General features: G+C 66.1%; 27 protein-coding genes and 1 pseudogene. 21 read left to right on the top strand and 7 right to left on the bottom strand.

Features of this window, described 5'->3' with window-relative positions; all coding sequences use genetic code 11:
* Positions 1-46 precede the first annotated feature (46 nt).
* From JOF56_RS18375 to JOF56_RS18315, 13 genes are all read left to right on the top strand, one after another.
* The gene (locus JOF56_RS18375) at positions 47-358 is read left to right on the top strand and encodes a DUF7169 domain-containing protein (RefSeq protein ID WP_209639515.1); all 312 of its coding nucleotides are present in this window, start codon (positions 47-49) and stop codon (positions 356-358) included.
* Positions 359-931: 573 nt separating this feature from the next.
* Positions 932-1,828, top strand: coding sequence for a sigma-70 family RNA polymerase sigma factor (locus JOF56_RS18370; protein ID WP_209639512.1), 897 nt, complete (start codon positions 932-934; stop codon positions 1,826-1,828).
* A 66-nt stretch (positions 1,829-1,894) separates the two neighbouring features.
* Positions 1,895-2,044 (top strand): hypothetical protein, encoded by a 150-nt coding sequence (locus JOF56_RS18365; protein WP_209639509.1) that lies wholly within the window; start codon positions 1,895-1,897, stop codon positions 2,042-2,044.
* Between the two features lie 312 nt (positions 2,045-2,356).
* Entirely contained in the window at positions 2,357-3,238 is an 882-nt protein-coding gene (locus tag JOF56_RS18360; RefSeq protein WP_209639506.1) for a hypothetical protein, read from the top strand.
* 82 nt (positions 3,239-3,320) lie between these two features.
* Positions 3,321-3,926 (top strand): hypothetical protein, encoded by a 606-nt coding sequence (locus JOF56_RS18355; protein WP_209639503.1) that lies wholly within the window; start codon positions 3,321-3,323, stop codon positions 3,924-3,926.
* A 226-nt stretch (positions 3,927-4,152) separates the two neighbouring features.
* On the top strand, positions 4,153-4,578 hold the full coding sequence (locus JOF56_RS18350) for a hypothetical protein (protein WP_209639500.1): 426 nt from the start codon (positions 4,153-4,155) through the stop codon (positions 4,576-4,578).
* Positions 4,579-4,804: 226 nt separating this feature from the next.
* Positions 4,805-5,455 (top strand): SprT-like domain-containing protein, encoded by a 651-nt coding sequence (locus JOF56_RS18345; protein WP_209639498.1) that lies wholly within the window; start codon positions 4,805-4,807, stop codon positions 5,453-5,455.
* A gap of 70 nt (positions 5,456-5,525) precedes the next feature.
* Positions 5,526-5,738, top strand: a complete 213-nt coding sequence (locus JOF56_RS18340; RefSeq protein WP_209639495.1) for a hypothetical protein — start codon at positions 5,526-5,528, stop codon at positions 5,736-5,738.
* Positions 5,739-6,370: 632 nt separating this feature from the next.
* Entirely contained in the window at positions 6,371-6,724 is a 354-nt protein-coding gene (locus JOF56_RS18335) for a hypothetical protein (protein WP_209639492.1), read from the top strand.
* Positions 6,717-6,923: a hypothetical protein gene (locus tag JOF56_RS18330; RefSeq protein WP_209639490.1), complete on the top strand. Its 207-nt coding sequence runs from the start codon at positions 6,717-6,719 to the stop codon at positions 6,921-6,923. The genes JOF56_RS18335 and JOF56_RS18330 overlap by 8 nt, the downstream gene beginning before the upstream one ends.
* Before the next feature lie 308 nt (positions 6,924-7,231).
* Complete coding sequence (locus JOF56_RS18325) at positions 7,232-7,561, top strand: hypothetical protein (RefSeq protein WP_209639487.1); 330 nt, start codon at positions 7,232-7,234, stop codon at positions 7,559-7,561.
* A gap of 329 nt (positions 7,562-7,890) precedes the next feature.
* Positions 7,891-8,289: a hypothetical protein gene (locus JOF56_RS18320; RefSeq protein WP_209639484.1), complete on the top strand. Its 399-nt coding sequence runs from the start codon at positions 7,891-7,893 to the stop codon at positions 8,287-8,289.
* Positions 8,283-8,648, top strand: coding sequence for a hypothetical protein (locus JOF56_RS18315; RefSeq protein ID WP_209639480.1), 366 nt, complete (start codon positions 8,283-8,285; stop codon positions 8,646-8,648). The genes JOF56_RS18320 and JOF56_RS18315 overlap by 7 nt, the downstream gene beginning before the upstream one ends.
* Before the next feature lie 466 nt (positions 8,649-9,114).
* On the opposite strand, the gene JOF56_RS18310 is transcribed toward JOF56_RS18315, so the two are convergent.
* Positions 9,115-9,378, bottom strand: coding sequence for a hypothetical protein (locus tag JOF56_RS18310; RefSeq protein WP_209639477.1), 264 nt, complete (start codon positions 9,376-9,378; stop codon positions 9,115-9,117).
* A gap of 512 nt (positions 9,379-9,890) precedes the next feature.
* Between JOF56_RS18310 and JOF56_RS18305 the strand changes: the two genes are divergently transcribed.
* Both JOF56_RS18305 and JOF56_RS18300 read left to right on the top strand, forming a co-directional pair.
* Positions 9,891-10,919: a DNA cytosine methyltransferase gene (locus JOF56_RS18305; protein ID WP_209639474.1), complete on the top strand. Its 1,029-nt coding sequence runs from the start codon at positions 9,891-9,893 to the stop codon at positions 10,917-10,919.
* A 661-nt stretch (positions 10,920-11,580) separates the two neighbouring features.
* Entirely contained in the window at positions 11,581-12,567 is a 987-nt protein-coding gene (locus tag JOF56_RS18300) for a DNA cytosine methyltransferase (RefSeq protein ID WP_209639471.1), read from the top strand.
* Positions 12,568-12,671: 104 nt separating this feature from the next.
* Here the strand turns inward: JOF56_RS18300 and JOF56_RS58025 are convergent.
* Positions 12,672-12,809, bottom strand: a pseudogene (locus JOF56_RS58025) (thiamine-binding protein); the annotation flags it as partial.
* A 58-nt stretch (positions 12,810-12,867) separates the two neighbouring features.
* On the opposite strand from JOF56_RS58025, the gene JOF56_RS18290 reads away from it, so the two are divergent.
* The 4 genes from JOF56_RS18290 to JOF56_RS18275 all read left to right on the top strand — a co-directional run bounded on the left by JOF56_RS18290 (position 12,868) and on the right by JOF56_RS18275 (position 15,851).
* Complete coding sequence (locus tag JOF56_RS18290) at positions 12,868-13,371, top strand: MarR family winged helix-turn-helix transcriptional regulator (RefSeq protein WP_209639464.1); 504 nt, start codon at positions 12,868-12,870, stop codon at positions 13,369-13,371.
* An 18-nt stretch (positions 13,372-13,389) separates the two neighbouring features.
* Positions 13,390-13,917, top strand: a complete 528-nt coding sequence (locus JOF56_RS18285; protein ID WP_209639461.1) for a DinB family protein — start codon at positions 13,390-13,392, stop codon at positions 13,915-13,917.
* A gap of 5 nt (positions 13,918-13,922) precedes the next feature.
* Positions 13,923-14,783: a GNAT family N-acetyltransferase gene (locus JOF56_RS18280; protein WP_209639458.1), complete on the top strand. Its 861-nt coding sequence runs from the start codon at positions 13,923-13,925 to the stop codon at positions 14,781-14,783.
* A gap of 120 nt (positions 14,784-14,903) precedes the next feature.
* Positions 14,904-15,851 carry a tetratricopeptide repeat protein gene (locus JOF56_RS18275; RefSeq protein ID WP_209648321.1) on the top strand — a complete coding sequence of 316 codons (948 nt, stop codon included), beginning with the start codon at positions 14,904-14,906 and terminating at the stop codon, positions 15,849-15,851.
* Here the strand turns inward: JOF56_RS18275 and JOF56_RS18270 are convergent.
* Entirely contained in the window at positions 15,837-17,270 is a 1,434-nt protein-coding gene (locus tag JOF56_RS18270; protein ID WP_307855148.1) for a sensor histidine kinase, read from the bottom strand. The two genes, JOF56_RS18275 and JOF56_RS18270, sit on opposite strands and share 15 nt — an antisense overlap.
* A gap of 99 nt (positions 17,271-17,369) precedes the next feature.
* On the opposite strand from JOF56_RS18270, the gene JOF56_RS18265 reads away from it, so the two are divergent.
* Positions 17,370-17,756 (top strand): phage holin family protein, encoded by a 387-nt coding sequence (locus tag JOF56_RS18265; RefSeq protein WP_209639451.1) that lies wholly within the window; start codon positions 17,370-17,372, stop codon positions 17,754-17,756.
* Here the strand turns inward: JOF56_RS18265 and JOF56_RS18260 are convergent.
* The 3 genes from JOF56_RS18260 to JOF56_RS18250 form a co-directional block, all read right to left on the bottom strand.
* A complete protein-coding gene (locus JOF56_RS18260; RefSeq protein ID WP_209639448.1) occupies positions 17,753-19,834 on the bottom strand; it encodes a bifunctional polysaccharide deacetylase/glycosyltransferase family 2 protein in 2,082 nt (693 codons plus the stop codon). The two genes, JOF56_RS18265 and JOF56_RS18260, sit on opposite strands and share 4 nt — an antisense overlap.
* Positions 19,834-20,334, bottom strand: a complete 501-nt coding sequence (locus JOF56_RS18255; protein ID WP_209639445.1) for a hypothetical protein — start codon at positions 20,332-20,334, stop codon at positions 19,834-19,836. The genes JOF56_RS18260 and JOF56_RS18255 overlap by 1 nt, the downstream gene beginning before the upstream one ends.
* Before the next feature lie 101 nt (positions 20,335-20,435).
* Positions 20,436-21,770, bottom strand: a complete 1,335-nt coding sequence (locus tag JOF56_RS18250; protein WP_209639442.1) for a cytochrome P450 — start codon at positions 21,768-21,770, stop codon at positions 20,436-20,438.
* Between the two features lie 107 nt (positions 21,771-21,877).
* On the opposite strand from JOF56_RS18250, the gene JOF56_RS18245 reads away from it, so the two are divergent.
* Entirely contained in the window at positions 21,878-24,742 is a 2,865-nt protein-coding gene (locus JOF56_RS18245) for an AfsR/SARP family transcriptional regulator (RefSeq protein ID WP_209639439.1), read from the top strand.
* On the opposite strand, the gene JOF56_RS18240 is transcribed toward JOF56_RS18245, so the two are convergent.
* Complete coding sequence (locus JOF56_RS18240) at positions 24,739-25,212, bottom strand: carboxymuconolactone decarboxylase family protein (protein ID WP_209639436.1); 474 nt, start codon at positions 25,210-25,212, stop codon at positions 24,739-24,741. The two genes, JOF56_RS18245 and JOF56_RS18240, sit on opposite strands and share 4 nt — an antisense overlap.
* Positions 25,213-25,219: the final 7 nt, after the last annotated feature.

The following is a 25,219-nucleotide window of genomic DNA, read 5'->3' as shown; positions in this document are numbered from 1 at the left end:
ATCCCGACGTGTCGATAGCAAATTTGAAAGGTGAATCAACCTCACTATGAGCACCGCGAAGGACGACTACAAGACACTCATCGACACCATCAGGAAGTTGGGCCTGGCATTGAGCCCTGCCCTTGCCGCCCAGTACGAGGCCCCGCCTCGGAGCCGACACTCAACGGGATCGGCCGAGTCCGGCGGCGTGCGGAACCCCACTTTGGACACCGTCCTGGATCCCCGGAGACTGGCCCTATCCGACGAAATCCGGGCCACTGCCACAACACTCCGCAAGGCACGCAACGTTCTTGAACCACACATCGCCGCCCTCAATGCCGCCGTCACCCGGTGGGAGGGTCAGGAAGGAAACGAATAGTGACTCTCCCCGGCCCTACGGTTGCAGAACTCCAGGGGCGAATGCTCTACGAGCGGCTCCTGGAAGAGGCACGAACCGTGGTTGCCGCACATGACTGGACGAGCGGTTCCGACTGGTCCCCATCGGTCGATGAGTTCGAGACAGAACTGAAGCCACCCAGAGAGTTAGCCGGATAACGCGTCACCAAGGACACAAGCCCCGCCTCCACCTGGAGAGCGGGGCCTTCTTTTTGTAGTTCCGCCAAACCATGTGCCCCCATGGGAAGCAGTCCAACTGGATGCTAAGGTCGCTCCACCGAGAACTCACGGTGAGACCCCTTGCTGGATCGCCGCCAGGCGACACCCTGGACTCCACCGCTCAAAAGTAGGGAAGACGAAGACAGCACAGCTCCACTAGCCAGCCGGTAAGCACGCCACAAGCGCCACGGCAGACGACCTGCCGGTTCCCGCCTTCCCCGGGCACCTCGCGCTAATCGCGCCTCTCACAGTCCCTTTCGTGCTCAGCACAGTCCCGGCTACCCCCATGCCCAGGTAAGTCACTGCCTGCAACATCGCCATAACGAGGAGTAATAACGTGCAGAACTACACAAACGTCGACACCACCGAGATTTTTCTGTCGCCCGAGGCGCAGTACGCCCTGATCTCCGCCGCTCAGGACGTCCCGTGCACCGTGATCACCGATGCCACAGGAAACGAAACTGTCGCCTTTGGCAAGACCCGCAAGTCGGAGGCTGCGCTCACGCGGCTCGTTCAGAGCTTCACTCCACTCATCCGCTCCATGGCCCGTACTGCCACCCGGCTCGACTACGACGAGGCCGAGGCGATCTGCTACGCCCGTTTCATGCAGGCCGTCCGGGAGTTTGACCTCGACTCCGATGTCCCGTTCTCCCGCGACATCCGGACCATGCTGCGGTACGAGCTCTCCGACAAGTCCCGGACCAAGGACCTCATTCAGGTCAAGGAGAACGTCGCCGCGCGCTACTTCCGGCTCCTGCGTCAGCACGACCGCGACGTCAAGGCCGCCTACGAGGTGTGCCGGACCACCCCGAACGGCCTCGACCCGTCCACCTTCCTCGCCGTCCACCGCGCCTACGGTCACGTCGTATCGCTTGACTTGGCGATGGACGGCGACGAGAACAGCGACGACCGTCACGAGGCGTTCCTGATCGACCACATGGCCGAGGACGCCGCCGATGACCTGGCCAACCGCGACCTCATCCGTTGGGCGTTCTCCAAGGTCTCCGACCGGGAGGAGCAGATCCTCCGCCTCCGTTACGGTTTCGTTGACGTTGCCACCGAGAACATTCGGTCGGCAGCTGGGTTCCGCTCCGACACGAGCGACCCCGTCATGAGCGACCGCGAGGTGGCCCAGTGCCTCGGCCTGGCCCTGTCCTCCTGCAACCGCTACCGCCGGGACGCGCTGGCCACCATGCGCGCCGCCCTGGAGTCGCTCGTCGCCGACGGGGAGTGAGCAGAGCCGACACCGCGCGCAGACCTCTCCAGTAGCCCCAAGCACAAGAACAAGAAAGAGCCCGAGATGCACACCGTCACCACTCTCTCCGCAGACGACCTCGCCAACTCCTGGCCGCTCGACTTCGACGAGCTGGACGAGCTGGAGGCCGACCTCGCCGTCCTCGCCCGCGATGTCCTCACCGGACTCCCTGCCCGGTCGGGAACCCGTCGATGACCGTCGTTTGGTTCCTCCTGACCTGGCTCCTCGTCGCCCTCCTCGGCGCGCTCCTGCTGGGCCGCCTCATTCACGAGAACGAAAAGCGCGGCTGACAGTCCGCTCCGTCACGGCCTCTGTCCCTGGGATCCATTGCCCTGGGCGGAGGTCGCTTCCGCGTCAAGAGGTCCTTGACGCCGCTCATACTGCTGCCCGCATCCCCAGTAACCACCCCAAACGCGGACTTTCCCGCGTGTGGTGAGCAGCCGGCCGCGCGCTCGCAGACGTCCCGGGTAGCCCGATCACACCACCGCACAAGGAGCGCGAGACGCCTTGACCACCGACACCTTCAGCCGCGAAGACCGCGTCATCATCCGCGACGTCGAGTCCTCGATCGACCGCCGCTTCATCGGACGCCAGGGCAGGTTCCTCGGCCGTACCGGGATCGGGCACACGGGCGCTTACATCGTCGGTATCCCCAATACGAGCAGCCTTGCTGGCCCGATCATTGTCCGTGCCAAGAGCATCGATCACGCCCTGGAGTCCTGGGAGCGCGAGCTTCTGTCCGAGGCCCGACCGCCGCGTTCCGGCCGTTTCAACGTGGCGCATCCGCCGCTGACTCAGGCTGTAAAGCCCAGTGTCGGCGACCGGGTCCGCATCGTCGCCGTTGCTCCACAGACAGACCGCATCGCAATCGGCAAGATCGGGACTGTGGAGGCGGCCACCCCGGCGAACGGACACATGCCGCGCCGGTTCCGTGTAAACGTGGCAGGGACCCAGTACGTCGCAACCCAGGTTGAGCGAATGGGACCCGCACTCGTGAGCACCATCGCCGACCAGTCGAAGCCTGAGACCGCCGAGGTCCTCATCGACCCGAAGCGGCTCCAGGCCGCACACGCCGCGCATGCGATGCTCGGCAAGGACGTCCACCTCGACGACCTCATCGGCGTAGCCGAGTTCATCCTGTCGGAGCACAAGCCTGTTCCGCGCGTCGAGACGACCGCCGTCTCCGCTCCGCTGACGCTGGAGGGGGCCCGCAAGGCCACCGAAAGCAGCTTGTCTGTCCGGGACCTTGAGATCCGCCGAGACCGGACGGATGACGACGACGTCGTGGAGATCGACGTCAACGGGGAGACCTCCTTCCTGACCAGCAGCGACATCGACCGCGTAATCGCCTACCTCGCCGCGGCGAAGGTCGACCACACCGCACGCTGACCCACCTCTGAGCCGAAGCCCGGCCGCCGGTTGACCACTGTGTCCCGGCGGCCGGGCCTTTTCCCATCCCGAGGAGAGATCAATGCCTGGTACCGCCACTCCCGACTACCGACCCGGCGACAAGGTCCGCGTCCTGGTCGACGAGCCCTACGCGACCGAACTGGCCGAGGGTGACATCGTCACCGTGATCGAGCAGCGCACAAAGGTAGAGCAGGGCGAGGAGGTCGAGGTCGTCGCGGTCTCTACGAACCACGGTAACCGGTGGCTCGGCCTCGATGTCGTCGAGCCGTTCCGCGACGACTACAAGCCCGCAGAGCCGGACGAACTGATCGACGCTCAGTTCCGCGCGCTGTTGGAGTCCGACGAGGAGCTGACCCGCTGGGCTTCCGATGCGGATACCACACTCGGCGCCGAGGACGAGAAGGTCCCCGGTCAGCTCACCCCCGAACAGTTCGACGGCCTGACCTCACTGCCCGGGAAGGAGAACCGCTTCCGCGCGACCGACTACGCAGGGGACGTCCTCGACGTCTACTACGCCGAGCGCGAGTGTGCAGATCACGGCCGGGAGAGTGCCTTCGTCTTCGACATCAACGACGGCGACGACGTGGTGGTGATCCCCGCGGGCTCTGTCGGTCCGCTCATCGCGTTCTTGTTGGACCGGGCACGGTTCTCGAAGCGTCCGCGGTGACGTAAAGTCGGGCGCCATGCCCACCTCAACGTTCTCGGTCGGCCTTGTGGCGCTGGCCGGCGCCCTGACCCTGACCGCCTGCGGAGGCAGCGACGCTCCTTCTCCAGGAGCCGCTGGAGCCACTCCGCCAGCAGCGTCCCAGGACGCCGGCCTCGACCCAGCCCAGTGCTCCGACCCGGGCTTTCTCAATGCACACAAGGCATTCTGCGAGGGACACGCACCAGTCTTGACCGGCCCGGCAACGGCCCCGATCACCCTGCCAGACGACATTCAGGTCCAAATCGTCTCTGCAACTTCCGGTGCGGCAGACCCGGCCATATACGACTCCGACCCCACCGAGAACACTTTGGCAACAATCACCACCGAGATCACAAATCGCAGTAACGCTACGTTTTCCTTCCCGGCCGAGAAGAGCAGTGTCCGCGCTTCGCTTCTCTACGGCGTGAACCGCTATAAGGCGACCGGCTGGGCGGTGAGCAACGGCGGCGCATCTGACCTGCCGGGCCAGCTCGTCGCGGGCACTTCGGCGAAGATGACATCCAAGTTCACCCTCCGCAAGGAGGGCCTGGACTCCGTCGTATTCCAGTTCAGCCCGAACGGCGACACAGCCGCTGACGCCACCTTCACCGACGTCCAGAAGCTCTTCCGCTAGCGCCCCTATCAGCTCGATCGAGCCCCCGTCTCCCGCGTGGAGGCGGGGGCTCTTTGTGTTTCAGGAGTGCATCCACACACGTGACCGTACCGAGAAATCTCGGTGAGCGCCACGTGTAAACACGTGACGACGAGCACACCGTTTACACTCTTGCATCCACCGAGAATTCTCGGTAGCTTTTGTCTTGTCCGGCCCACAAAGGGCCACAGAGCCAAGGAGGCCCCCGATGACCGCTCCCACCACCACCCGCGAGATGTGGCTCCACAACGCAATCGAGGCCCTCCGCCCCCGCTTCGTCGAGGTCGGCATGCCGCTGCCCGAGAAGATCCACGTCTCGGTCGGCTTCGGCTTCGGCTCCAAGGCCGAGAGCAAGAACATCCTTGGCCAGTGCTGGGCAAAGCGCGCCTCCGAGGACAACGTCAACCACATCTTCATCTCGCCAGAGGTCAACGACACCGCGAGAATCCTGGACATCCTGCTCCACGAGCTGATCCACGCGGCCGACGACTGCCAGCACGGCCACAAGGGCGCCTTCGCCGAAGCCGCCACCCGGCTCGGCTTGCAGGGCAAGATGACCGCCACGACCGCTTCGGTCGAGCTGGCCGCCGAGTTCGTCTGCCTCGCCGAGACGCTGGGCGAGTACCCGCACGGCGCGCTCACCGCCGCGACGCTCATGCGCACCAAGCAGCCCGTCCCGGCCGGTCCCGGTGGCGCGGACGGCGACGGCGGCCGGATCTCCTCCGGCCCTAAGCCTCAAGGAACTCGGATGCTCAAGCTGGTTTGCCCGGAGGACGGCTACACCGTCCGGACCACTGCCAAGTGGATTGCCATCGGGCTCCCCTCCTGCCCTTGCGGGACCCAGATGGTCGAGGCGTGACCTTTCCACCGAGATCTTTCGGTCGCTTCGTCATTCGTTAGCGGAGCGACCGGCCCACAGGGAGACCGACATGGACAAGAAGACCGGCCACCTCGTGCGCCAGGCCAAAGATCAGGGCTTTCAGGTGGAACGCAACAAAAAGAACCACTACGTCATCCGAACTGGAGCGGGCGATTTCGTCACTGTGCTCGCCTCGACGCCTTCGGACTGTCGGAGCTGGAAGAACGGTGTTGCCGCGCTGAGACGACACGGCTTCGCCGACCCCGACCGGAAATTTCGCTAGAACGACTGTGCTCCTATGACCCAGGACCAGGTTCGTCTTCCTTGCCGTCTTGGTCTTGAGTCGTCGAGTCTGCAGGATCGGATTTCCCGCCAAACTGGAGTCTTGGCCGGTACATCTCCCGGGCGATGGCGGGGAGATCCTTCTTCGCGGCGTGCTTAACGAACAAACGGGCGGTGGCGAACCTGAAGCCAGCGGCGCCGAGAAGTGAGATAGCACCGACAATCGGTGCGATTATGTCGACCATCGCAATGGACCTTTCACCATTGCTGGTCGAGACTGCGGCACACCTCAGCTCGACCAGCGAATTGGGCTGGTTGAACCAAGGTCCACCTGCGCGGCAGGCTCTCGCGTCGGATGATCCCAGTAGCGGAACCAAGATGTGGTGCTTCGTCAGGTTGCGAGAGAACAGAGCGGAACTTGAGAGCAGCTGCGCTAGTGCGCCCGAGCTGCTAGTCCTCCGCACCTCCTAATGCGGTCATGGCATTGCCCGGACTTAGGCACCTACCGGTCGCCCAAGTCCGTTCCCTTTCAATGGCAAGTGTAGCGCAGAGACCAGCGATCCCGGCATACCTCGCCTTGACCGCAGGGGTCCCGCCTGAGCAAACGTCCTCCGCCGCGCAGACGTCAGGACTATGAGCGAGCACCCGATCAAGGACACCGAAACCGTCGAGGCCACTCCGGAAACGCCGTACGTACTCGGCGACGTGTCCGAGGAGCGCAGTCTCCAGGTATATCGGGACGGCGTCCTGAGCCTGCCGGATAACACCGGAGTTGCCTGGCTGGCCGCCGCCGGAGAGGCCTTTCGGATCACCACTGAGCGCGAGCGTGAGGGCCTGCTCTGCTGGCCGGACCTAGTCCTGAAGGACGTCTTCGCGACTCTCGCCCAAGACGACCCCGGCGCCCTCCGCTCCATGCTCATCCAGCTCGCAGCCACGGCGACGGCGTGGGCCGAGGACCTCGACCGCAGGACGGCACACCGTGGCTGAACAGACTGTCGCCGACCTTGGCGCCCGCGCGATCCGGGATGCCTACGAGCAGGGCCGCCAGGACTTCGCCCAGGAGGCACTCGACGACCTCACCCACCGCGGCTTCTCCATCGCACTGTGGCAGAGCCACACCCGCCACGACATCCGCCGCTGGCTCAACGCCCTCCGCAATGGACAGAAGTGGAGCGACCCAAGGTGACTACGTTAGAGCGTCGCTGTTGCGCCGGCCCGCTGGCCGACGGCAGCCACTTCGTCAACTGCACTCAGCGGTGCTGGGACTGCTACGGGGACCCGGACGGCCCTCGCGCTTGCCGATGTCGCGAGCTGACTGACTTCCCCTACCGCCAGTTCCCGCACCGACACGCGGGAAGCAACCCGGAGCGCCAGTCCGTCGGCGACCCCGGCCACTGCGAGCCATGTGTCTCGGTGGGCCACGTGAAGGCCCATCCCGACCTCGGGTGCGGGGACGTCGGGTGTGCGGCCTCACACGAACACAGCATCCGCTTCGTGGCCTGGCCCGCCTCAAGGAACGACGCAACCGGCCTGCCTCTCATCGACTGGCGATGCTCGTGCGGCGCGGCGGATGTCGGCTTCGGCGTCGAGGACGAGGCCCGCGACGACGCAGAGAAGCACCTCGGCGACGCCGACCCGAGCGAGCCCGCCGGCGTACCGCCCGCCCGCCTCCGCGAGTTGGCCGCATTCCTGGAGGACTTGGCCGAGAGTGGCCGGTTCTGGATGCCCAACAGCACCGACGGCGAGCGCAAGGCCGGAGGCCAGGCCCTGGCCGACACGGCCGCCCGGATCGAGAAGCTCATCACGGAAGGGACATTCAACTGAACGCCCTGGGCCAGCTCGGCCCTGTAGAGCGGGATGCCTTGGAACACACGGCCGTCGTTCACTTCCGCGACGCGGGCGAGCTGGCCGCCGAGTTGCGTAGTCCGGACGTCCGTCGGGAGCCCGTCCGGCGCTCAAGTTCCGCAGTGGCCGACCGCATGGCGGAGTTCCCTACCCGGCTCCGCGCATTCCGTTGCTGTGGCGCGCCGAGCCTCTGCGGTGCGGCCTGTTTGAACAGTCAGGAATCGCACCTTCTGGCCGAGGCGCACACCGTGCTGACCGAGGCGCTTCACGCTCTGCACCGTTTACACGACCCGAACAAGGAGGCCTGAGTGACCTACCCGCCCGCCCTCATCACGCTCCTCGACCCCGACGAGGCCCGTAAGGCAGCCTCCTTCGTCAAGGCCATCGCCGAGATCGAAGCCAAGTACGTCCTCGACCACGTCCCCGGCGGTATCCGCATCGGTGGTCTGACTGCTCCGTACGTGTTGGCCCGGGAGTCCAACCAGCACCCGCTCACGCTCGCGCTGGAGACGCGGACCGAGCAGCTGCGAACCGATGCCCCGACGGTGGCCGACATCAAGGCCGACCCGAAGTATTGGATCTCCGGCCCTGGCCGGGACGTCGCAAGCCGGACGAAGTGCCCGCATGAGTACCGGCTGACCGACTCATGCCCGAACTGCGACGCTGACCTGGAACTGGCAGACGCGAAGGCGACCCAGCGATGGTGAACGACGTCGAACGCGTTTCAACGATCCGCCGGGTTCTCCACGAGCACCGCGAGACATCCGGTATGCGGGTGGCCGCGGGATGGACCTGCCGATGTGGCCACTGGGCAACCGGGCGACCGGGGAAGAGCCGCGAGGACCACTGGGCTGCCGTTGTCGTCGAGGCCCTCCGCGGACGCGTCACAGGGCCGGCTGAGAGGGTCGGCGCTTACCTCGACGAACTGGACCGGCGAGTCGCCAACGGCGGGAACACCGACCCGGAGCGCATCCACTCCTTCGGGCTCGACGGCGACGCCGCCCGCCTCCTCGTCTCCGACCTGCACGCCCTCCTGGCAGCAGTGGGCGAGGACAGAACCTGGTGAGTCGCTTCCATGATGAGCTCGTCGCCGCGCGCCGTCGCGGAGATGCCCCAGGCCAGGCACCTCAGCCAGCATCGCCGTCGGCGGTCCCGGCGACCTTCTCCGAGATCCCCCAGGGCGTTCCGTTGGTCATCTGCTCCCGATGCGGATCGGTCGTGACGGCGGACCGGACCGAGTATCACGCCGACTGGCACGTCCTGATTGGATACTGAGGACACGAGGCCGCTGTTCTCCGCCCGGTGACGGCGGCCTCGCCACCGAGAGGTTCACGGTAGCCGAGTGACGCACGCGGGTAGGAGCCGACCGGGCGCCCACGTCGTTTAAAACCCCACTGACAGTGGGATTTTGACGCCCTGGTCCGTTATTCCTTATATAGAGACGTTTCATATAGGTATAGATGACAGAACAGGCAGAAAACCCACTGTGAGTGGGGTTTCGCCCTCGGCCTCGCCACCCGCACGCCCGTAGATCACTGCTTCGGGTCGGCAGCCGACGGCTCACCACCCTCCGGCTCAAGCGCGCGGCCTTCGCCGCGTACCTCCCCTTCGATGTCTTTGCATGTTATATCCATCTCAACGCGAGGCCACGGCAAAAGCCGCACAACAACCTTCACGTTCTTGTCAGCAGCTGCCGACCTGTCCAGGACAGAGTTCACGATGGCGCTCACCCAGAGCGCTGCGACGATGGCAAGCAGTACAAGCCCGACCGGGCCGAGGAAAGACAACACGGACACAGCCCTTCACCAGCTAACAGCCCAGGGCTCTGATCGCTAGATCAGGAGAATCACCGTGCATGCCTTATTAGGACTGGGGAGCCCTTAGGACACGACCACCCAGCTTCACTGCACTCCGCTCCTCCGTGCCGCACACAGCTCGGGTCACTAGAGCGGTCACACGCATGTCAGCCTGACGGCTGAAAGACGGCAACGCCGTCTACGCCCTACCGGACGTCTTAGTGGTCGCTCCAGCCCTGGGATGGCGGGACGCCTGGCAACGACCTGCACTCCGCACTTTAGCTCCTTGGCTCGCGGACTATGTCTGACAATGTCGGCGGCGACCACAATTAGGATCTCCGCACCGCCGTGGTGGTTCTCGCCTCTACTCCCGAACCGTCCACAGCTACAGGACCAGGCTAACGCGATCCGCCCCGTAAGTCACTTCCTTCGCCCAGTTAGACGAGCCGGGTTCGCGGCACTCGCAATAAGTTCGCCGGCCGGCGGACGCCTAACTCGCAGACGTCCCATCCATGGCCGTCTTTCGAGAAACCGCTACCAGCACATATGATGCCGCCGATCTCTTCGCCGGACCTGGAGGATGGGACGTCGCCGCCCGCGACCTCGGCCTCCGGGTCCGCGGCATTGAGAAGGACCACGACGCATGCGAAACCCGCCGCGCCGCTGGGCTTCCGACCTACGAGGGCGACGTCCGCGACTTCGACCCGATCGAGTTCCTCGGCGTGCCCGGATTCATCGCCTCGCCGCCGTGCCAGACCTTCTCCCCAGGAGGGAAGGGCGCCGGTCGAAAGACCCTCGACCTCGTCGTGATCGGCATCAAGAGCCTGGAGGCCCGCCACACCGTCGATACCTTCGCGTTCACCGACGAGCAGACCGCGCTCGTTCTGGAGCCGCTCAGGTGGATGCTCGCGCTGCTCGACTCTGGCGCTCCTGCCGAATGGGCCGCGTTTGAACAGGTTCCGACCGTGTTACCGGTCTGGGAGGCCGTCGCCGACGTTCTCCGCCGCGAGGGCTACTCCGTGGCCACTGGAAACCTCGCCGCCGAGGAGTTCGGCGTTCCCCAGACGCGTTCCCGCGCGATTCTCGTGGCGAAGCGATCCGGCACGGCCGCTCTCCCGACCCCAACCCACCGCCCGCTCGTAAAGGACGTCCCTCAGGACAACGGCGACTCCTCCCTCTTGCCCTGGGTCTCGATGGCCGAGGCCCTCGGTTGGCCCGCCGGACTGGTCGGCTTCCCGCGGCTCGTCGACCCCGGCGGCCGGGCCATCACGATCAACGGCACCGACTACCGCGCTCGGGACCTCCGCGCAACCGGCCAGCCGAGCTTCACCGTCACCGAGAAAGCCCGGAGTTGGCTGCGCTGGCCAACCGAGAGTGTGGACTCGGAGCCGGACCGCGTGACGGTCGAGGAGGCTGCCGCCCTCCAGACCTTCCCTGCCGACTACCCATGGAAGGGCGTCCGGACCAAGGCGTTCCAGCAGATCGGCAACGCCATTCCTCCAGTACTCGCTCGCGCTGTTTTGTCCGCAGTAACTACGTAGCGCGTTGCCGCCGTAGGTCGATCAGCACGAACCTGGCCTATGGCTAAGTCGACAGTGAGCGCCGCTCCTGCTGACGCACGCGGCGCTTCCGCCGCCGGACCGCTTGAGCTGCCGTGATGCTGGCAGCTGCACCGAGACCGCCCGATAACCACGGTGCCGAAAGCGCGGTAAGAAACACAATCGCAGCGAGTACTAGAGCCAGCCAAAGGCTTAGCCAGAAGGGCGCCGCGCGCCAACTGAGAACAACGAAGATCACACGCCAGTGGGGCGGATCTGACGACTTCGCACGCGTGGGCGTAGCTGGAGCTTGGGAGCGCGGCATGCCTGAAGTATTCCTCAAGGCACTCGCCTACGCGACAACCGTAACACGGATTGTCAAGAGGGCGCGACTGCCTGTTGGCCGACAGTACGAGAAGTCAAGATATTTGAACAGACTTTGTTGATCGGACTTCAAATCAGGCCATCCGGCGCCTCATTCAACGGGAAGCAATGCCGCCTCGGCCAGGCCGAATATAGAAAAATCACACAGCGTCACAGGTAAGATCGCGAAGCGTTACCACCTAACAGGTGACACACATCACATGGGATGGCCCGCTAGTCGAACGAATCTGTTCGACTAACGAACTGAGCAGAGATCGAAAGTCGCGCAGACATCCCACAAATGCCCGACTTTCAGAGCGAGCCGTACGACGCCATCGACCTGTTCGCGGGCCCTGGCGGTTGGGACGTGGCGGCCCGGCAACTCGGCATCACCGCACTCGGAATCGAATGGGACTGCCCTGCCTGCGCTACCCGCCGGGCGGCCGGGCTGCTGGCCGTCGAGGACGACGTCCGAAACCATCACCCGATCAGCTTTCGGAGCGTGCCCGGCTTCATCGCTTCCCCGCCGTGCCAGCCATTCTCGGCGGGAGGGAAGGGTGCGGGCCGGGCCGCGCTCGACACCGTCTATCACCTGGCAAAGACCTTGGAGGCTCGCCAGTCTGTCGACTACTCCGTCTTCGCCGACGCTCGCACCGGCCTTGTCCTAGAGCCCCTCCGCTGGGTCCTCGACGCCCTCGACAACGGCCAGCAGTACGAGTGGCTGGCCTTCGAACAGGTTCCGGCCGTCCTGCCGGTCTGGGAGTACATGGCCGAGGCGTTCCGGCGCGAGGGCTACACGGTCGCTACCGGCAAGCTCTCCGCCGAGCAGTACGGCGTACCACAGGTGCGAAAGCGGGCCTTCCTGGTAGCCCGTTTACACGGAGGCGTATCCCTCCCAGCCCCGACGCACCGGCCGTTCAAGCGCGGCGTCCCCCAGAACGAGGGAGACCCGACGCTCCTCCCATGGCGGAGTATGGCCAACGCTCTCGGCTGGGGGATGACTCACCGTCCATACCCGACAATCGCGTCCGGCGTGACCGGCGGTCCCGACCGCGAGAAGGTCGGTGGCTCCGGCGCGCGAAGGCAGATCTACGCCGAGAAGGACGCGGGCCGTTGGATCCCCAACGCCGCCGACGACGCTCGGATCTCGATGGAGGAAGCCGCAGTTCTCCAGTCGTTCCCCGCGGACTACCCGTGGCAGGGGAGCCAGACCAAGATCTTTCAGCAGATCGGCAACGCCGTTCCCCCCGCGCTCGCCCGCGCCGTTCTGTCCGCCGCCATCCCCTGAGCACGAAGGCCCCGTCTCCCGGTGAGGAGGCGGGGCCTTTTGCGTTCACATGCTCTGTCGGCCTGTCTCTGCTGGCCACTGATGTAGTCTATGGCGAACGTCGCTCCTTCGATTTCGGTGAACATGGCGCTTGTGCGGTTGGGCAGACCGGACTCGCGGACCACCCGGACCGCCTGCGCTACCGCCTTGGCCACACTGTCGGATTCGCCGCCGAGTGGGCTGACACTGAACGCGACCAGCATGTGGGCCTCCTTTCTGCTGCGGACATTGCATGGATACCGCCTGGTAGCTTTTGGCGCCATGACGTCACGCCCGTTGCCGTTCGACCCCATTGCCCGTGCGGCCGAGATATGGGAGGAGCGGATCGGCCCGTCCGAGTCCATGGCGGCGGTCACCAGCGTGATGCGGGTCCAGCAGATCATCCAGTCGGCGGTGGACGGTGCACTACGGCCGCACGGCTTGACTTTCGCGCGCTATGAGGCTCTTGTCCTGCTTTCGTTCGCCAAGCGCGGCAGCCTGCCGATGCGGGTGATGGGCGAACGCCTGCAGCTGCACCCGACCAGCGTGACCAACATCGTCGACCGGCTGGAGGCCGACGGCCTGGTCAAGCGCACGCCGCACCCGACGGACAGGCGCACCACGCTGACCGAGATCACTGAGGCGGGCCGCGAGCGCCGGGAAGCAGCGACCAAGGCTGTCACCGAAATCGACTTCGGCCTGCGCGGCCTGACCACGCGGCAGACCAAACAGCTCTCCGAGCTGCTGGCCCGGGTACGTAAATCGGTCGGCGACTTCACCGACTGACTGCCAGGATCTGCAGCCATGTCCTGGACTGCCCCTCAAGTCGGCCGGATCGACGCGCCGCCGGCCGCGGACGAACGCACCATGCTGCTCAACTGGCTCGACTACCACCGCTCGACCTTCCTGATGAAGTGCGCGGGCCTGACGCCCGAGCAGCTGGCCACCAGGTCGGTACCGCCGTCCACACTGTCCCTGCTCGGTCTGATCCGGCACCTGGCCGATGTCGAGCTGGTCTGGTTCCGCCGCCGGTTGGGGGGCGAGGACGTGCCGATGAACTTCTACAAACCGGGCGATCCCGATCCGGATTTCGACCACAACGGCGCGACCGCGCAGACCGCCGAAGCCGACTACAACCTGCTGATCACCGAGATCGAGCTGGCCAAGAAGTCGTTCGAAGGCATGTCGCTGGACCACTCGTTCGACGAGCCACCGCACCGATACGGACTCACAGCCCGCTGGGTGCTCGCCCACATGATCGAGGAGTACGCCCGGCACAACGGGCACGCCGACCTCCTGCGTGAACGGATCGATGGAGCCGTGGGCGACTAGAGATCATGGACGACTGCCACATCACCGAAGACATCAACGAGTTTCTCGCCCGAGCCGGTGACTTCCTGCGCTCCCGCCCGGCTCTGCACAACACTCCGCTGACGGCGATCGAGAAACTGCGGACACGCGGGGCGGACGCAGCCACCATGTTCGGCTGGCTGGAGCAAGGGGGCGAGGTCAACGCCATCTTCTACCGCCTGCCGACCCGCCGCCTGAGCGTTACTCTCCTCTCCCCCGAGCAGGCTGACGCACTCGCCGCGCACCTGGCCGGCCTCGGCCAGTCCTTCATCGGCGTCACCGCGGCCCACGACACCTCCACCGCTTTCGCCGAGTCATGGCAGCGGCACACAGGCGCAGTGCCGACGCGCTTCTGGCGGACCCGTCTTTATCGTCTCGGCACGCTCACGCCGCCGGAGCCGGTCCCTGAGGGCCGGGGTCGCGTTGTGGACGCGCAGGACCGTGCACAGCTCATGCGCTGGTGCGATGCGTTCGTCACCGAGCTCGGAGAGACCCCCGCCATCAACGCCGGCACGTGGGCCGGCTCGCGCTTTGCCGACAAACAGTTCACGTTCTGGGAAACCGGGGCCACTCCCGTCGCCATGGCGGGCTCGACTTCGATGGTTGCCGGGATGGTCCGAGTGGATCCCGTCTACACACCGGTCAGTCTCCGGAGGCGTGGCTACGCGGGCGCCGTCACGGTCGAGGTGAGCCGGGCCGCGCTGGCCGCGGGCGCGACGGACGTGGTGCTGTTCACGAACCCCGACAACCTCACCAGCAACGCCCTCTACCAGCGAATCGGATACGTCCCGGTCACCGATTTCACTGGTTACAGCTTCTCCGAAGATGCCATGACCACAGCCGGGTAGCCACCGCAACGGTGTGGCGCTCGGCACACTGGGCCTTGTCAGGCGACCCGGCCTGACCACGCCCGCCGAACGTGCCAGGATGGATACGTGACAAGGCCAGATCCACGTCAGACGGCCGCGATGTCCGCGGCTCTGTCCGGTGCCGTCGACCTGTCCGCGCTCAAGGCGCGGGCGGACGCCGTACGGCAGGCACCCAGCAGGCCCGCGGCGGCCCCGCCCGCAGGTGGCGGTGCACCCGCAGCAGGCGGGCCGTTTGTCTTCGACGTCACCGAGGCGACCTTCCAGCAGGACGTGGTCGAGCGTTCGCTGCAGGTCCCGGTGGTGGTCGACCTGTGGGCCGAATGGTGCGGCCCCTGCAAGCAGCTGTCCCCGGTGCTCGAGCGGCTGGCGAACGCCGGTGGCGGCGCCTGGGTGCTGGCGAAGGTGGACGTCGACGCCAACCAGCGGATCGCGCAGCTGTTCGGGGTGCAGTCGATCCCGACGATCGTGGCGATCGCCGGTGGCCAGCCGGTCGACGCGTTCTCCGGCGCGCAGCCCGAGCCACAGATCCGGCAGTGGATCGGCGCGCTGCTCGACGCGCTGCGTGACCGTCTGCCGGGCATCGCGGCCGCCGAGGCGGCTGCGGGCGGCGCACCGCAGGAAGTCGCCGAGGAGCCGGTCGACCCGCGCCTGATCGAGGCCGAGGACGCGTTCGAACGCGGTGACTTCGCCGCGGCCGAGCAGGCCTACCAGCGGATCCTGGACGTCGAGCCGGCCAACGAGGAGGTCAAGGCCGCCCTCGCGCAGGTCCGGTTCACCGCCCGCGCCGAGGCAGCGGACCCCTCGACGGTCGGCAAGGCCGACGCCGACCCCGGCGACCTGGACGCCCAACTGGCCGCGGCCGACGTCGAGGTCGCCCAGCAGCAGGTCGACGAGGCCTTCGCCCGGCTGATCAAAGCTGTCCGCAACTCGGCCGGTGAGGACCGCGACCGGGTCCGGTCACACCTGGTCGAGCTGTTCGGCTTGTTCCCCAGCGACGACCCCCGCGTAGCCAAGGCCCGCCGGGACCTCGCGTCAGCATTGTTCTGAGCCGGATCGGCGGGCTCCGGCACGGCCAGAGCCCGCCGACACCGCGTGGCGGACGAGGACCGCTGCGGCCGGAATGGCTTGCAGCGGCAAGTCGGTGACGTAGTCGAGGACGGGTGTCACCAGGATCGCGATATAGATCGCCGGGTGACTCCAGGGGCGGATGGATGGTCCGGGACGCAAGCGTCCCCACGGTTTGGTGCGGCCGATCCAGGCGAGAACAGCGATCGCGACGACCATCAACACGCCACCCGGCACAGGAAGGCCGTGCGCGAACAACGTCCGGCCGCCGAGCGCCAGAACCAGGGTGACGGCGAGTTTCACCGTGACCCACCAGAATCTGGTGTATCCCCAGTGTGCGGTCCCGGCCAGCATCAATCCTGTGTAGACGGTCATAAACGAGAAATCGGCGAGTAATCGGTCGTCGACGAGCAAGGCCGCGTCCGGGTGACCGGACAACAGCAGGACGGCCAGAGTGGCGGCCAGCCAGCCGAACGCAGTCATCAGATGCAAGAGCACCAGAACTTGACGAAGTCGTTTTGCCATGACAAAAGCGTGGAGCACGGGACTCGTAACCCGCGTCAGCCGGGCAAAGGAAGTTCCAGCTACCGCACAAGACCAGACTGATAGGCGATCACCACAATCTGCGCACAGCCCATATCCAGAACCACCAGACCCATGCCCGCACCGGTTGCGAGTCTCGACGATCAGCCGAGCCGGCTCGTAGGTCAAGGTCAGCGTCGCCTTCCCGGTGCCGTGTTTCCGGGCGTTGGTCAGGGATTCCTGGACGATCCGATACGCCGTGATGTCCACAGTGGCCGGCAAGGGCCGCTGGGCGCCGACGACTGTCAGCTCGACATCGTCGTCCAGCAAGGCAGGCAGACCGGCAAGGCCGACCGCGGGTTCACGCAGGACGCCGAGCAACGCCCCGAGCTCGTCCAACGCCTTGCTGCTGGCCGCGGTCACGTGCCCGAGCGCCTCCCCGGCCTTGTCCGGCTGGTCTTTCAGCAGGTGGGAGGCTGCGCCGGCCTGGACGTTGACCACCGCGATGTGGTGGGCGACCATGTCGTGCACGTCCTGCGCGATGCTCAGCCGCTCGTCCTGCCTGGCCTGCTCCAGGCGTTGCCGGGTCAGCTCCTGCCCGGCCTTCACTGCCAGGCCGACAGCCGCACCGGCTGCCAGCACGGCGAGCACCATCGGCCGCATTCCCGCCCACCAGTCGGGAGTGAAGCTCATGAACTGCGCAGTGACGCCGTAGGAGATCCCCATTGACACAACTGCCGACAAGGTCACCGGCCAGCTGTACCTGTGCCCGACCGCGAATGCCGCGAACGCGACCAGAATGGCTCCCCATGCGGTCAAATCGCATTTGACCAGCACGGCAGCGGCCTGAGTCGCGAAGAAGAGAACGACAATACGCACATCTACGACGCTACGGATTTTCCCGCGCCACGACATCCCACGATCGCGGTACATCAGCGCTACCGTGTCCACAGTAGGCATCCATGAGAGGGTGACCGCGTGGAATTCCTGTATCGAGTGCTCGCCTCAGCCGTCGCCGTCTGGGCGGCCACCATTCTGCCGGGGATCAACCTGCTCACTGGTTCGACCGCGGCCCGCATCGGCACCCTGATCGGTGTCGCGCTGCTGTTCGGACTGGTCAACCTGATCCTCAAGCCGATCGCCAAGATCGCCGGCTGTGTGGTCTACATCCTCACGCTCGGGCTGATCGGCCTGGTGGTCAACGGGCTGCTGTTCTGGTTCACCGGCTGGCTGGCCGGTGAGCTCGATCTGCCGTTCGAGGTCACCGGCTTCTGGGCGGGCTTCCTGGGCGCGATCATCGTGGCCATCGTCAGTTTCGTGCTGACGCTGCCGCTGCACCTGAAGAAGCTGACCAGCCGCGGCTAACGAGCGGCCGGTGCCAGCCCGATCCGATCCAGCTTCTGCCACGGCAGGCGGGCACCGGCCACCGCGGTCATCACCGACTGCACAACCACCAGGTACATCAGCTGCCGGTAGACGAACTGCTGCAGCGGCAACGCGAGCAGCGGCGCGAGCGGTTCGTCGTCCAGCCGGAACGCCACGATACCCGGTATGACCTGCATCAACTGGAACGCCAGCCAGAACGCGAACGCGCTCCACCAGCCGCCGGCCAGCACGCCGAAGATCGCGGCGACGTCGACGAACGGCGCGGCCAGTGGCAGCACCACCTGGAACAGCAGCAGATACGGAATGCCGCGCCGCCCTAGCCGGCCCGCGGCGCCACGGCTGAACACCGCGCGCCAGTGCTTCCAGACCGCCTGCAAAGTGCCATAGCACCAGCGATAGCGCTGCTTCCAGAGCTGTCCGAGGGACGCTGGGGCCTCGGTCCACACACGCGCGCCCTGCTCGTAGACCACGCGCCAACCGCCCCGCTCCAGCGCCATCGTCAGATCCGTGTCCTCGGCAAGAGTGTCCAGCGGCACGCCACCCAGGCCGAGCACGGCCGATCGGCGAAACGCGCCGACCGCACCGGGAACAGTCGGCATGCATTCCAGGATGTCGTACATCCGGCGGTCGAGGTTGAAGCCGATCACGTACTCGATGTGCTGCCATTTGCCCAGCAAGCCGCTACGATTGCCCACCTTCGCGTTGCCGGACACGGCACCGACGGTCTCGTCGGCGAAGTGCTTCACCAATTCGCCCACCGTGTCCGGTTCGATCAGTGTGTCGCCGTCGACCATCACCACGAACTCCGTGCGTGCGGCGGCCAGGCCGGCGTTCAACGCGGCCGCCTTGCCCGCGTTGCGTTGCCGGATCACACGGACTCGCCGCAGGCGCAGCCGTTCGATGATGTCCGCGGTGCCATCAGTCGAGCCGTCGTCCACAACGATCACTGTCACCGGATGGGTGGAGTCCAAGGCTGACCGCACGGTCGCCTCGATCCCTGCTTTCTCGTTGTACGCCGGGATGATGACCGTCACCGGCTTGCTGGTCCCCAACAGGTTGCGGAACTTGCTGCGCCGCACGTGCATTCGGGTGGTGACGAGGACGAGCAGGGTCCGCAACGCCGCCAGAGCAGCGGCTACGACAAGCACCACGGCCATGAAGCCGGAAAGGACCTCGCTTGCCCAGGCCGCGGCCACCAGCAGCCATCCGCCGATTCGCGCGACAGTCCCCGCTGAGGAGTTCACCTCCGTCATCCCGACGGTCTCGCTGACCGTACCGACTGTGCGCCCGTCCGCGCGCAATGCCAGAATCAACTGGTCCAGGGCGGCAACGGTTTGCGACCGGTCGCCACCCGCGTCGTGCATGAGCACCACGGCACCGCGCTCGTCCCGGGGTGTGGAGTTCTTGACGATCTCGGCGGTACCGGGCCGTTCCCAGTCTCGGGAGTCCAAGTCGGACAGCACGACGAGCCGGCCCTCGGCTCCGATGGCCGTATACGCCTGCCAGGCCAGGTCGTCGACCGAGTCCGGCGTCGCCGAATACGGCGGCCGGAACAGCGAGGTCTGGACATCGGCCGCACCTGCCAGCGCGACGTCGGTCAGCCGTAGCTCCAGGTTGGTCCGGGCATCGCCGGCGCCGCGGACATCCGTGTGGGTGGCCGTGTGGTTGCCGATCTCATGGCCCTGGTCGAGGATGTCCCTGATCAGGCCGGGATGCTCGGCCGCGTGCGTGCCTGTGACGAAGAACGTGGCTTTCACGTTGTGCCGCGCCAGCACCGCGAGCACCTGCGGAGTCCACTGTGGATCAGGGCCGTCGTCGAACGTCAGCGCCACGGTCCGGTCCTTCGGACGCAACGCGACTGGCGTGGCGGTCCGGTCGTCGATGACCGCGCCGCCGTCCCGGATCTCATCGGGCACTGTGTTCGCCGTGCCAGGTGGCACGTTCTCGTCCGCGTTGAAGTCGCCCAGTACCAGGGCGTTCAACGCGAGCAAAGCGATGACGACGGCGAGTGACGACGCCAGCAGCAGCCAGTGCGCACGAGGAGCGGGTCTACTCACTACCTGCCATTTCTGCCGGGATTCGATTCGCTGTGTTTGGTGAGGCCCGGCGGCGCCGTTGCCGCGTTGGAATTGGGCCTTTCCGGTGTCAGCGCCGAACCGGCCGCCGGCGTCACAGTTGCGGTTTCCGGTGACCCTGCTGTCGCGGAAACCGCAGGTCCGCCCGTCTGTGGTCCGCCGCGGTCCCGCGACGGCTCAGCACGCTCGGACGTGCCCGCCGCAGGGCCGTTCGAGGCGGGCGGACCTGGCGGAGTTCCGTTCTGCACGGGGTCCTGCCACTGGGTCGGCTGCACGGGCGCGGCCGGCAGCGGGATCAGCCCTGATCGAGGGATTGGGGCACCGAGCAGCGCGGCGATGAACGCGATCAGGTAGCACACGAAAAGCGCGCATGCGCCCAACGCGACGTATCGCACGATTCGGCGGCGCCGGCCACTCGGGTCGACGAATACCGGCGGCAGCGCCAGATCCTGGGTGTCCTGCTGATCGAGTGAAGTCCGCATCCTCGGCTCTCCGGGCAAAAGGGAAGCACACTCTAAACAAGACCCGGCGGCGAGGGGAAGGCCGGCATTTCGTCACGAACCCGGACGAGATCAGGGAACTCTCAGACCGCGGCGAATCGCAGCGGCAGCTCCAGGGGGCCGCGGCTGATCAAGTGGTTTCGGTACTTGATCTCGTCGGCCGGCCGGTCCAGCGTGACCGCGGCGAATCGCTGGATGATCGTCTCGATCGCGATCCTGACTTCGGCGCGGGCCAGCATCGCGCCGAGGCAGAAGTGCACGCCATGGCCGAAACCCAGGTGCTGGTGTTCCGGCAACCGCCGTAACCGAAGTGTGTCGGGTTCGCAGAAGACCGCTTCGTCCCGGTTGCCGGAACCGAACAGCAGCAACAAGTGCGCGCCCGCGGGCACATCGACCTTGCCGACCTTCGTGTCCACCAACGCGGTCCGGAAGAAGCCCTGGAACGGCGACTCCAGCCGGATGAGTTCCTCGACCGCGACGGAGACCGTGGGCGGGCACATCTGACAGACCGCCAGCAGGTCCGGGTCGACAGCCAGCCTCAGCATGACGTTGGTCAGCAGGTTCGTCGTGGACTCGGTCCCGGCCACCACGATGGTCAGGCAGAGGCCGAGCAGTTCCTCGTCCGACAGCGACTGCCCGTCGTCGCCGGCCGCGACCATGCGGGCCAGCGGGCTGCCGTCCGGCTTCTGCCTAAGCTCCTCGAACCTGCGCCGGAAGAACACACTGAAGTCGGCCATTCCGGTCACGTACTCGGTGAACACCTCCGCGCTGATCTCACGGCCGCTGGTCACCTCGGTCACGCAACGGGTGCACCAGCGAAAGAACGCGTAGTCGGAACCCTGTACTCCCAGGGCTTCGGCGATGACCTCCACTGCGAGCGGCGCCGCGAACTCCCGGACGAACTCGACCGGCTGGCCGGCTTGGATGCGATTGACCAGCTCCGCGCACCGGGTGGTGATGAACGGTTCGAGTGCGTGCACTGCGGCGGGGTTGAAGGCCTTGGCGGCCAAGCGTCTCAGTCGGGCGTGCCGCGCGCCGTCCATCGTGTTCACCGACGACAACAGGCCGAGCAGTTCGGTGTTCAGTTGCGACGCCAACGATGTCAACTGCTCGATGGCACTGGGACCGGCCATGTACCGCGACGAGAAGGTGTCCGGGTCGTCGAGGATCTCACGCTGCTCGGTGTATCTGGAGACCACGTACACGCCGCTCGACGATTCGTACCACACCGGTGCCGCGTCACGCATCCGCGCGTAGGCCGGGAACGGATTGCGAATGAAGGCCGGATCGTTGTCGAACAGCTTGCCGAAGTCGTCCATGTTCGCCTCTCGAGTGGTCGATGGGTATACCAGGCAACCAAGGGCCTGCTGTACGGCGGTTGCATCCGGGTTGCGTAGTTCGGTGGTTCCCGAACCCATCAGCGTCACTCGAACGTGGAGCCGCGTCACTTGTTCGGCCCTAGCGGCCGTCACAGAGCGAATGGTTGTGTCACAAGGCTTCCACTTTCAGCCAGCAGGAAGATCACATGCGGGACGACGTGAATGTTCGCCTACTGGGCTCGTTGGAAGTTACCGGCTCACTGGGAACGGTTCCAGTGCACGGCGCCGGTCACCGCACGCTGGTGGCCAGGCTGGCGGCACATCCCGGTGAGACGGTGCCTGCCTACGCGCTGATCGAGGCCCTGTGGGGTGATTCCTTTCCGATCACAGCAATCAAAACGCTGCACAGCCACCTCGCCCGGTTGCGCCGGGATCTGCGCGAAGCCGGCCTGGACGGCCTGATCGCCACCCGGCCACCGGGATACCTGCTCGACATCCGCCCGGAACTCGTCGACGCGATCCGTTTCGAATCCCTTGCCCTGCAAGGAAGGCAGGAACTGGAAGCCGGCCACACCACGACCGCGGCGAGAACCCTGACCAGGGCAAAGACGTTGTGGCGGGGTGAACCGCTCGGCGACTGCCGCCGAAGTAGCTGGGCACAGCAGGAATCCGCCCGGCTGAGCGACATCCACATAGGCCTGCAGGAGAACCTGTTCAGCGCACAGGTGTCGCTCGGCGAACACACCGAGGTGGTGACGGAACTCTCGACGCTGGTCAAACGGCATCCGTTCCGCGAACGATTATGGGAACTGCTGATGCTGGCGCTCTACCGCGGCGGCCGGCAGGGCGAGGCGCTCAACACCTACCAGCGGGCCCGCGCCATCCTGGTCGACCAGCTGGGAATCGAACCGGGCAAACGATTGCAGGCGCTGGAGGCGTCGATTCTGACCGGCGATCCGGACCTCGCCCCGGCCGAGACCCACACCCTGGTCAGACGTCCGGTCACCAGCAATCTGCCGGCCGACGTGACGAGTTTCGTCAGTCGGGACACCGAGACGGCCGAGATCACCTGGCTGCTCGCGACAAGCCGGATGGTCAACCTGGTCGGTGTCGGCGGAGTCGGGAAGTCCCGGCTTGGGCTGCACGTGGCGCGCTGCAACCAGCCGTCGTATCCCGACGGCGTGTGGCTGGTGGAACTGGCCGCACTGAACGATCCCGCGCTGGTCGCGCACACCGTCGCCGACGTACTCGACGTGCACGACCAGTCCGGCCGTGACATGACAACGGTCCTCGCGGAACACCTTCGTACGCGGGCAGCGCTGCTCGTGCTCGACAATTGCGAGCACCTGGTCGAATCCTGTGCTGTGTTCGTCGAAACGCTCCTGCGTGCGGCGCCTGGTCTGCGTGTGCTCGTGACAAGCCGCCAGGCTCTGCACGTCGAGGGCGAACGTGTTGTCATCGTCAACCCGTTGCCTGTCCCCGATCTCGACGAGCAGAACGACGGACATGAGTCCCCCGCAGTCACATTGCTGGTCGAACGCGCGGACGCGGCGCTACCGGAAGGTTTCCGCCTCACCAGCGACAATCGGGCCGCGGTGACCGCACTCTGCCAACGTCTGGAAGGAATTCCACTGGCAGTGGAACTCGCCGCCCGGCGACTGCGGGTGCTGTCCCCCGAGGAGTTGCTGGCGCGGTTGGACGACCGGTTCCGGTTGCTCACCGAGGGCGGGCGGATGGTCCTGGCCAGGCAGCAGACGTTGCGTGCGACCGTGGACTGGAGTTACGAGCTCTGCTCGCCGGCCGAACGCCTGTTGTGGCGCCGGATATCGGTATTCGCAGGCAGTTTCGATCTTCCCGCGGTGGAGAACATCTGCACGGGCGAGGACGCCCCGGCGGACACAATGCTCGACGCCATCGCGGGCCTGGTGGACAAGTCGGTTCTGGTGCGTGTCGAAGGCACGGGTGCGGCGAGATATCGCCTGTTGGAGACGCTTCGGCAGTACGGTCACGAGCGACTACGCGAAGCCGACGAAGAGCATCAGCTTCGTGGCCGGCACCGAGACTGGTATCTCGGCCTGGCTGAGCAGGGCGAACAGCGCTGGTTCAGCGCCGCGCAGACCGACACGTCCATCCGGACCAGGCTTGACCACGCGAATCTCCGTGCGGCACTGGAGTTCTGCATGACCGAGCCGGGCGAGGCCACGACCGGGCTACGGCTGGCAGGCGCGTTGTGGTTCTACTGGATCGGCAGCGGGCTGCTCGCCGAAGGCCAGCACTGGCTGGACTGGGCGCTGTCCACCACCGAGCAGACCTCGATGGTTCGTCCGAAAGCGTTGTGGGTCAACGGCTATGTCGCAGCCCTGCAAGGAAAGACCTCAACAGCCAGGGAACTGGTGGCGCAGATGCGGCCGGACGCCGACCAGACGTCACAAGCGCACGCCACTTTCGTGCTGGGCGCGGCCAGCGTGTTCGACGGCGACCTGACGACCGGCGCACACCTGCTGGCGGAGGCGCACGAACGGCACCGCGAACTCGGCGACCCGGACAGCAACGTGATCATGACCCGAGTGGCCCTGGCCATCACGGTCGCGTTCGAAGGAGACCTGGCCAGGGCCGAGTCACTGTGCCTGGACGCCCGCACGATCTGCCTGGCCAACGGGGAACAATGGGCGCTGGCCTACGCTTTCTGGGTCCTGGCGTTCATCACCGCCAGCCGTGAGCAACCCGTGTACGCCACCGAACTGGCCCGCGAATCGTTGCGGATCAAGCACGCCTTCAACGATCTGCTCGGTGTGGCGGTCGCGATCGAACTGCTCGCACTGCTCGCGGTCATGACCGGCGACGCCGCCAGATCCGCGGCACTTCTCGGTGCCGCACACCAGATCTGGCCACGCGTGGGCGCACAGTTGTTCGGCTCGGCGCATTTCAACGCCACGCACCAGCAATGCACAACCCTGACAAAGCAGGCCTTGGGCGATCTCGCCTTCGAGATCGCCTTCGACCGGGGCGCCTCACTGCGGATGGTGGACGCCGTCACCTACGCCCTGGATGACAAAGCAGAACTGGACTAGTCGAACTGGCCGACCTTGTAGTCACCGGCCGGCAGCTGGACCATGACGTTCACCCGGTTGAAGGCGTTGATCAGGGCGACGAGCGACACCAGGGCGGCGAGCTGGTCCTCGTCGTAGTACTTGGCGGCGTTCGCCCAGACCTCGTCCGAGACGCCACCGGCCGCGTCGGCGATGCGGGTGCCCTGCTCGGCCAGTTCCAGGGCGGCGCGCTCGGCCTCGGTGAACACCGTCGCTTCTCGCCAGGCCGCAACGAGGTTGAGGCGCGTCGTGGTCTCGCCGGCATGCAGGGCGTCCTTGGAATGCATGTCGGTGCAGTAACCACAGCCGTTGATCTGGCTGGCCCGCAGCTTCACCAGTTCCTGCGTCGCGGCAGGCAGACCCGAGCCGGAGATCGACTTGTCCGCCGCGATGATGTGCTTGAGGAACTTGCCAACGACCGCGTTGCCGAAGAGGTTCAAACGGGCTTCCATCGTGCAC

Source organism: Kibdelosporangium banguiense (genome assembly GCF_017876405.1).
Classification (GTDB): domain Bacteria; phylum Actinomycetota; class Actinomycetes; order Mycobacteriales; family Pseudonocardiaceae; genus Kibdelosporangium; species Kibdelosporangium banguiense.
This window is presented reverse-complemented; position numbering and strand designations above follow the sequence as displayed.

Coding starts and splice junctions, on each gene's coding strand:
- JOF56_RS18340 (WP_209639495.1), top strand. CDS start 5,526: ATGGACAAGAAGACCGGCCACCTCGTGCGCCAGGCCAAAGATCAGGGC.
- JOF56_RS18275 (WP_209648321.1), top strand. CDS start 14,904: ATGTCCGCGGCTCTGTCCGGTGCCGTCGACCTGTCCGCGCTCAAGGCG.
- JOF56_RS18255 (WP_209639445.1), bottom strand. CDS start 20,334: ATGCGGACTTCACTCGATCAGCAGGACACCCAGGATCTGGCGCTGCCG.
- JOF56_RS18280 (WP_209639458.1), top strand. CDS start 13,923: ATGGACGACTGCCACATCACCGAAGACATCAACGAGTTTCTCGCCCGA.
- JOF56_RS18365 (WP_209639509.1), top strand. CDS start 1,895: ATGCACACCGTCACCACTCTCTCCGCAGACGACCTCGCCAACTCCTGG.
- JOF56_RS18300 (WP_209639471.1), top strand. CDS start 11,581: ATGCCCGACTTTCAGAGCGAGCCGTACGACGCCATCGACCTGTTCGCG.
- JOF56_RS18290 (WP_209639464.1), top strand. CDS start 12,868: ATGACGTCACGCCCGTTGCCGTTCGACCCCATTGCCCGTGCGGCCGAG.
- JOF56_RS18245 (WP_209639439.1), top strand. CDS start 21,878: ATGCGGGACGACGTGAATGTTCGCCTACTGGGCTCGTTGGAAGTTACC.
- JOF56_RS18240 (WP_209639436.1), bottom strand. CDS start 25,212: ATGGAAGCCCGTTTGAACCTCTTCGGCAACGCGGTCGTTGGCAAGTTC.
- JOF56_RS18250 (WP_209639442.1), bottom strand. CDS start 21,770: ATGGGTTCGGGAACCACCGAACTACGCAACCCGGATGCAACCGCCGTA.
- JOF56_RS18305 (WP_209639474.1), top strand. CDS start 9,891: ATGGCCGTCTTTCGAGAAACCGCTACCAGCACATATGATGCCGCCGAT.
- JOF56_RS18345 (WP_209639498.1), top strand. CDS start 4,805: ATGACCGCTCCCACCACCACCCGCGAGATGTGGCTCCACAACGCAATC.
- JOF56_RS18375 (WP_209639515.1), top strand. CDS start 47: ATGAGCACCGCGAAGGACGACTACAAGACACTCATCGACACCATCAGG.
- JOF56_RS18315 (WP_209639480.1), top strand. CDS start 8,283: ATGGTGAACGACGTCGAACGCGTTTCAACGATCCGCCGGGTTCTCCAC.
- JOF56_RS18335 (WP_209639492.1), top strand. CDS start 6,371: ATGAGCGAGCACCCGATCAAGGACACCGAAACCGTCGAGGCCACTCCG.
- JOF56_RS18355 (WP_209639503.1), top strand. CDS start 3,321: ATGCCTGGTACCGCCACTCCCGACTACCGACCCGGCGACAAGGTCCGC.
- JOF56_RS18285 (WP_209639461.1), top strand. CDS start 13,390: ATGTCCTGGACTGCCCCTCAAGTCGGCCGGATCGACGCGCCGCCGGCC.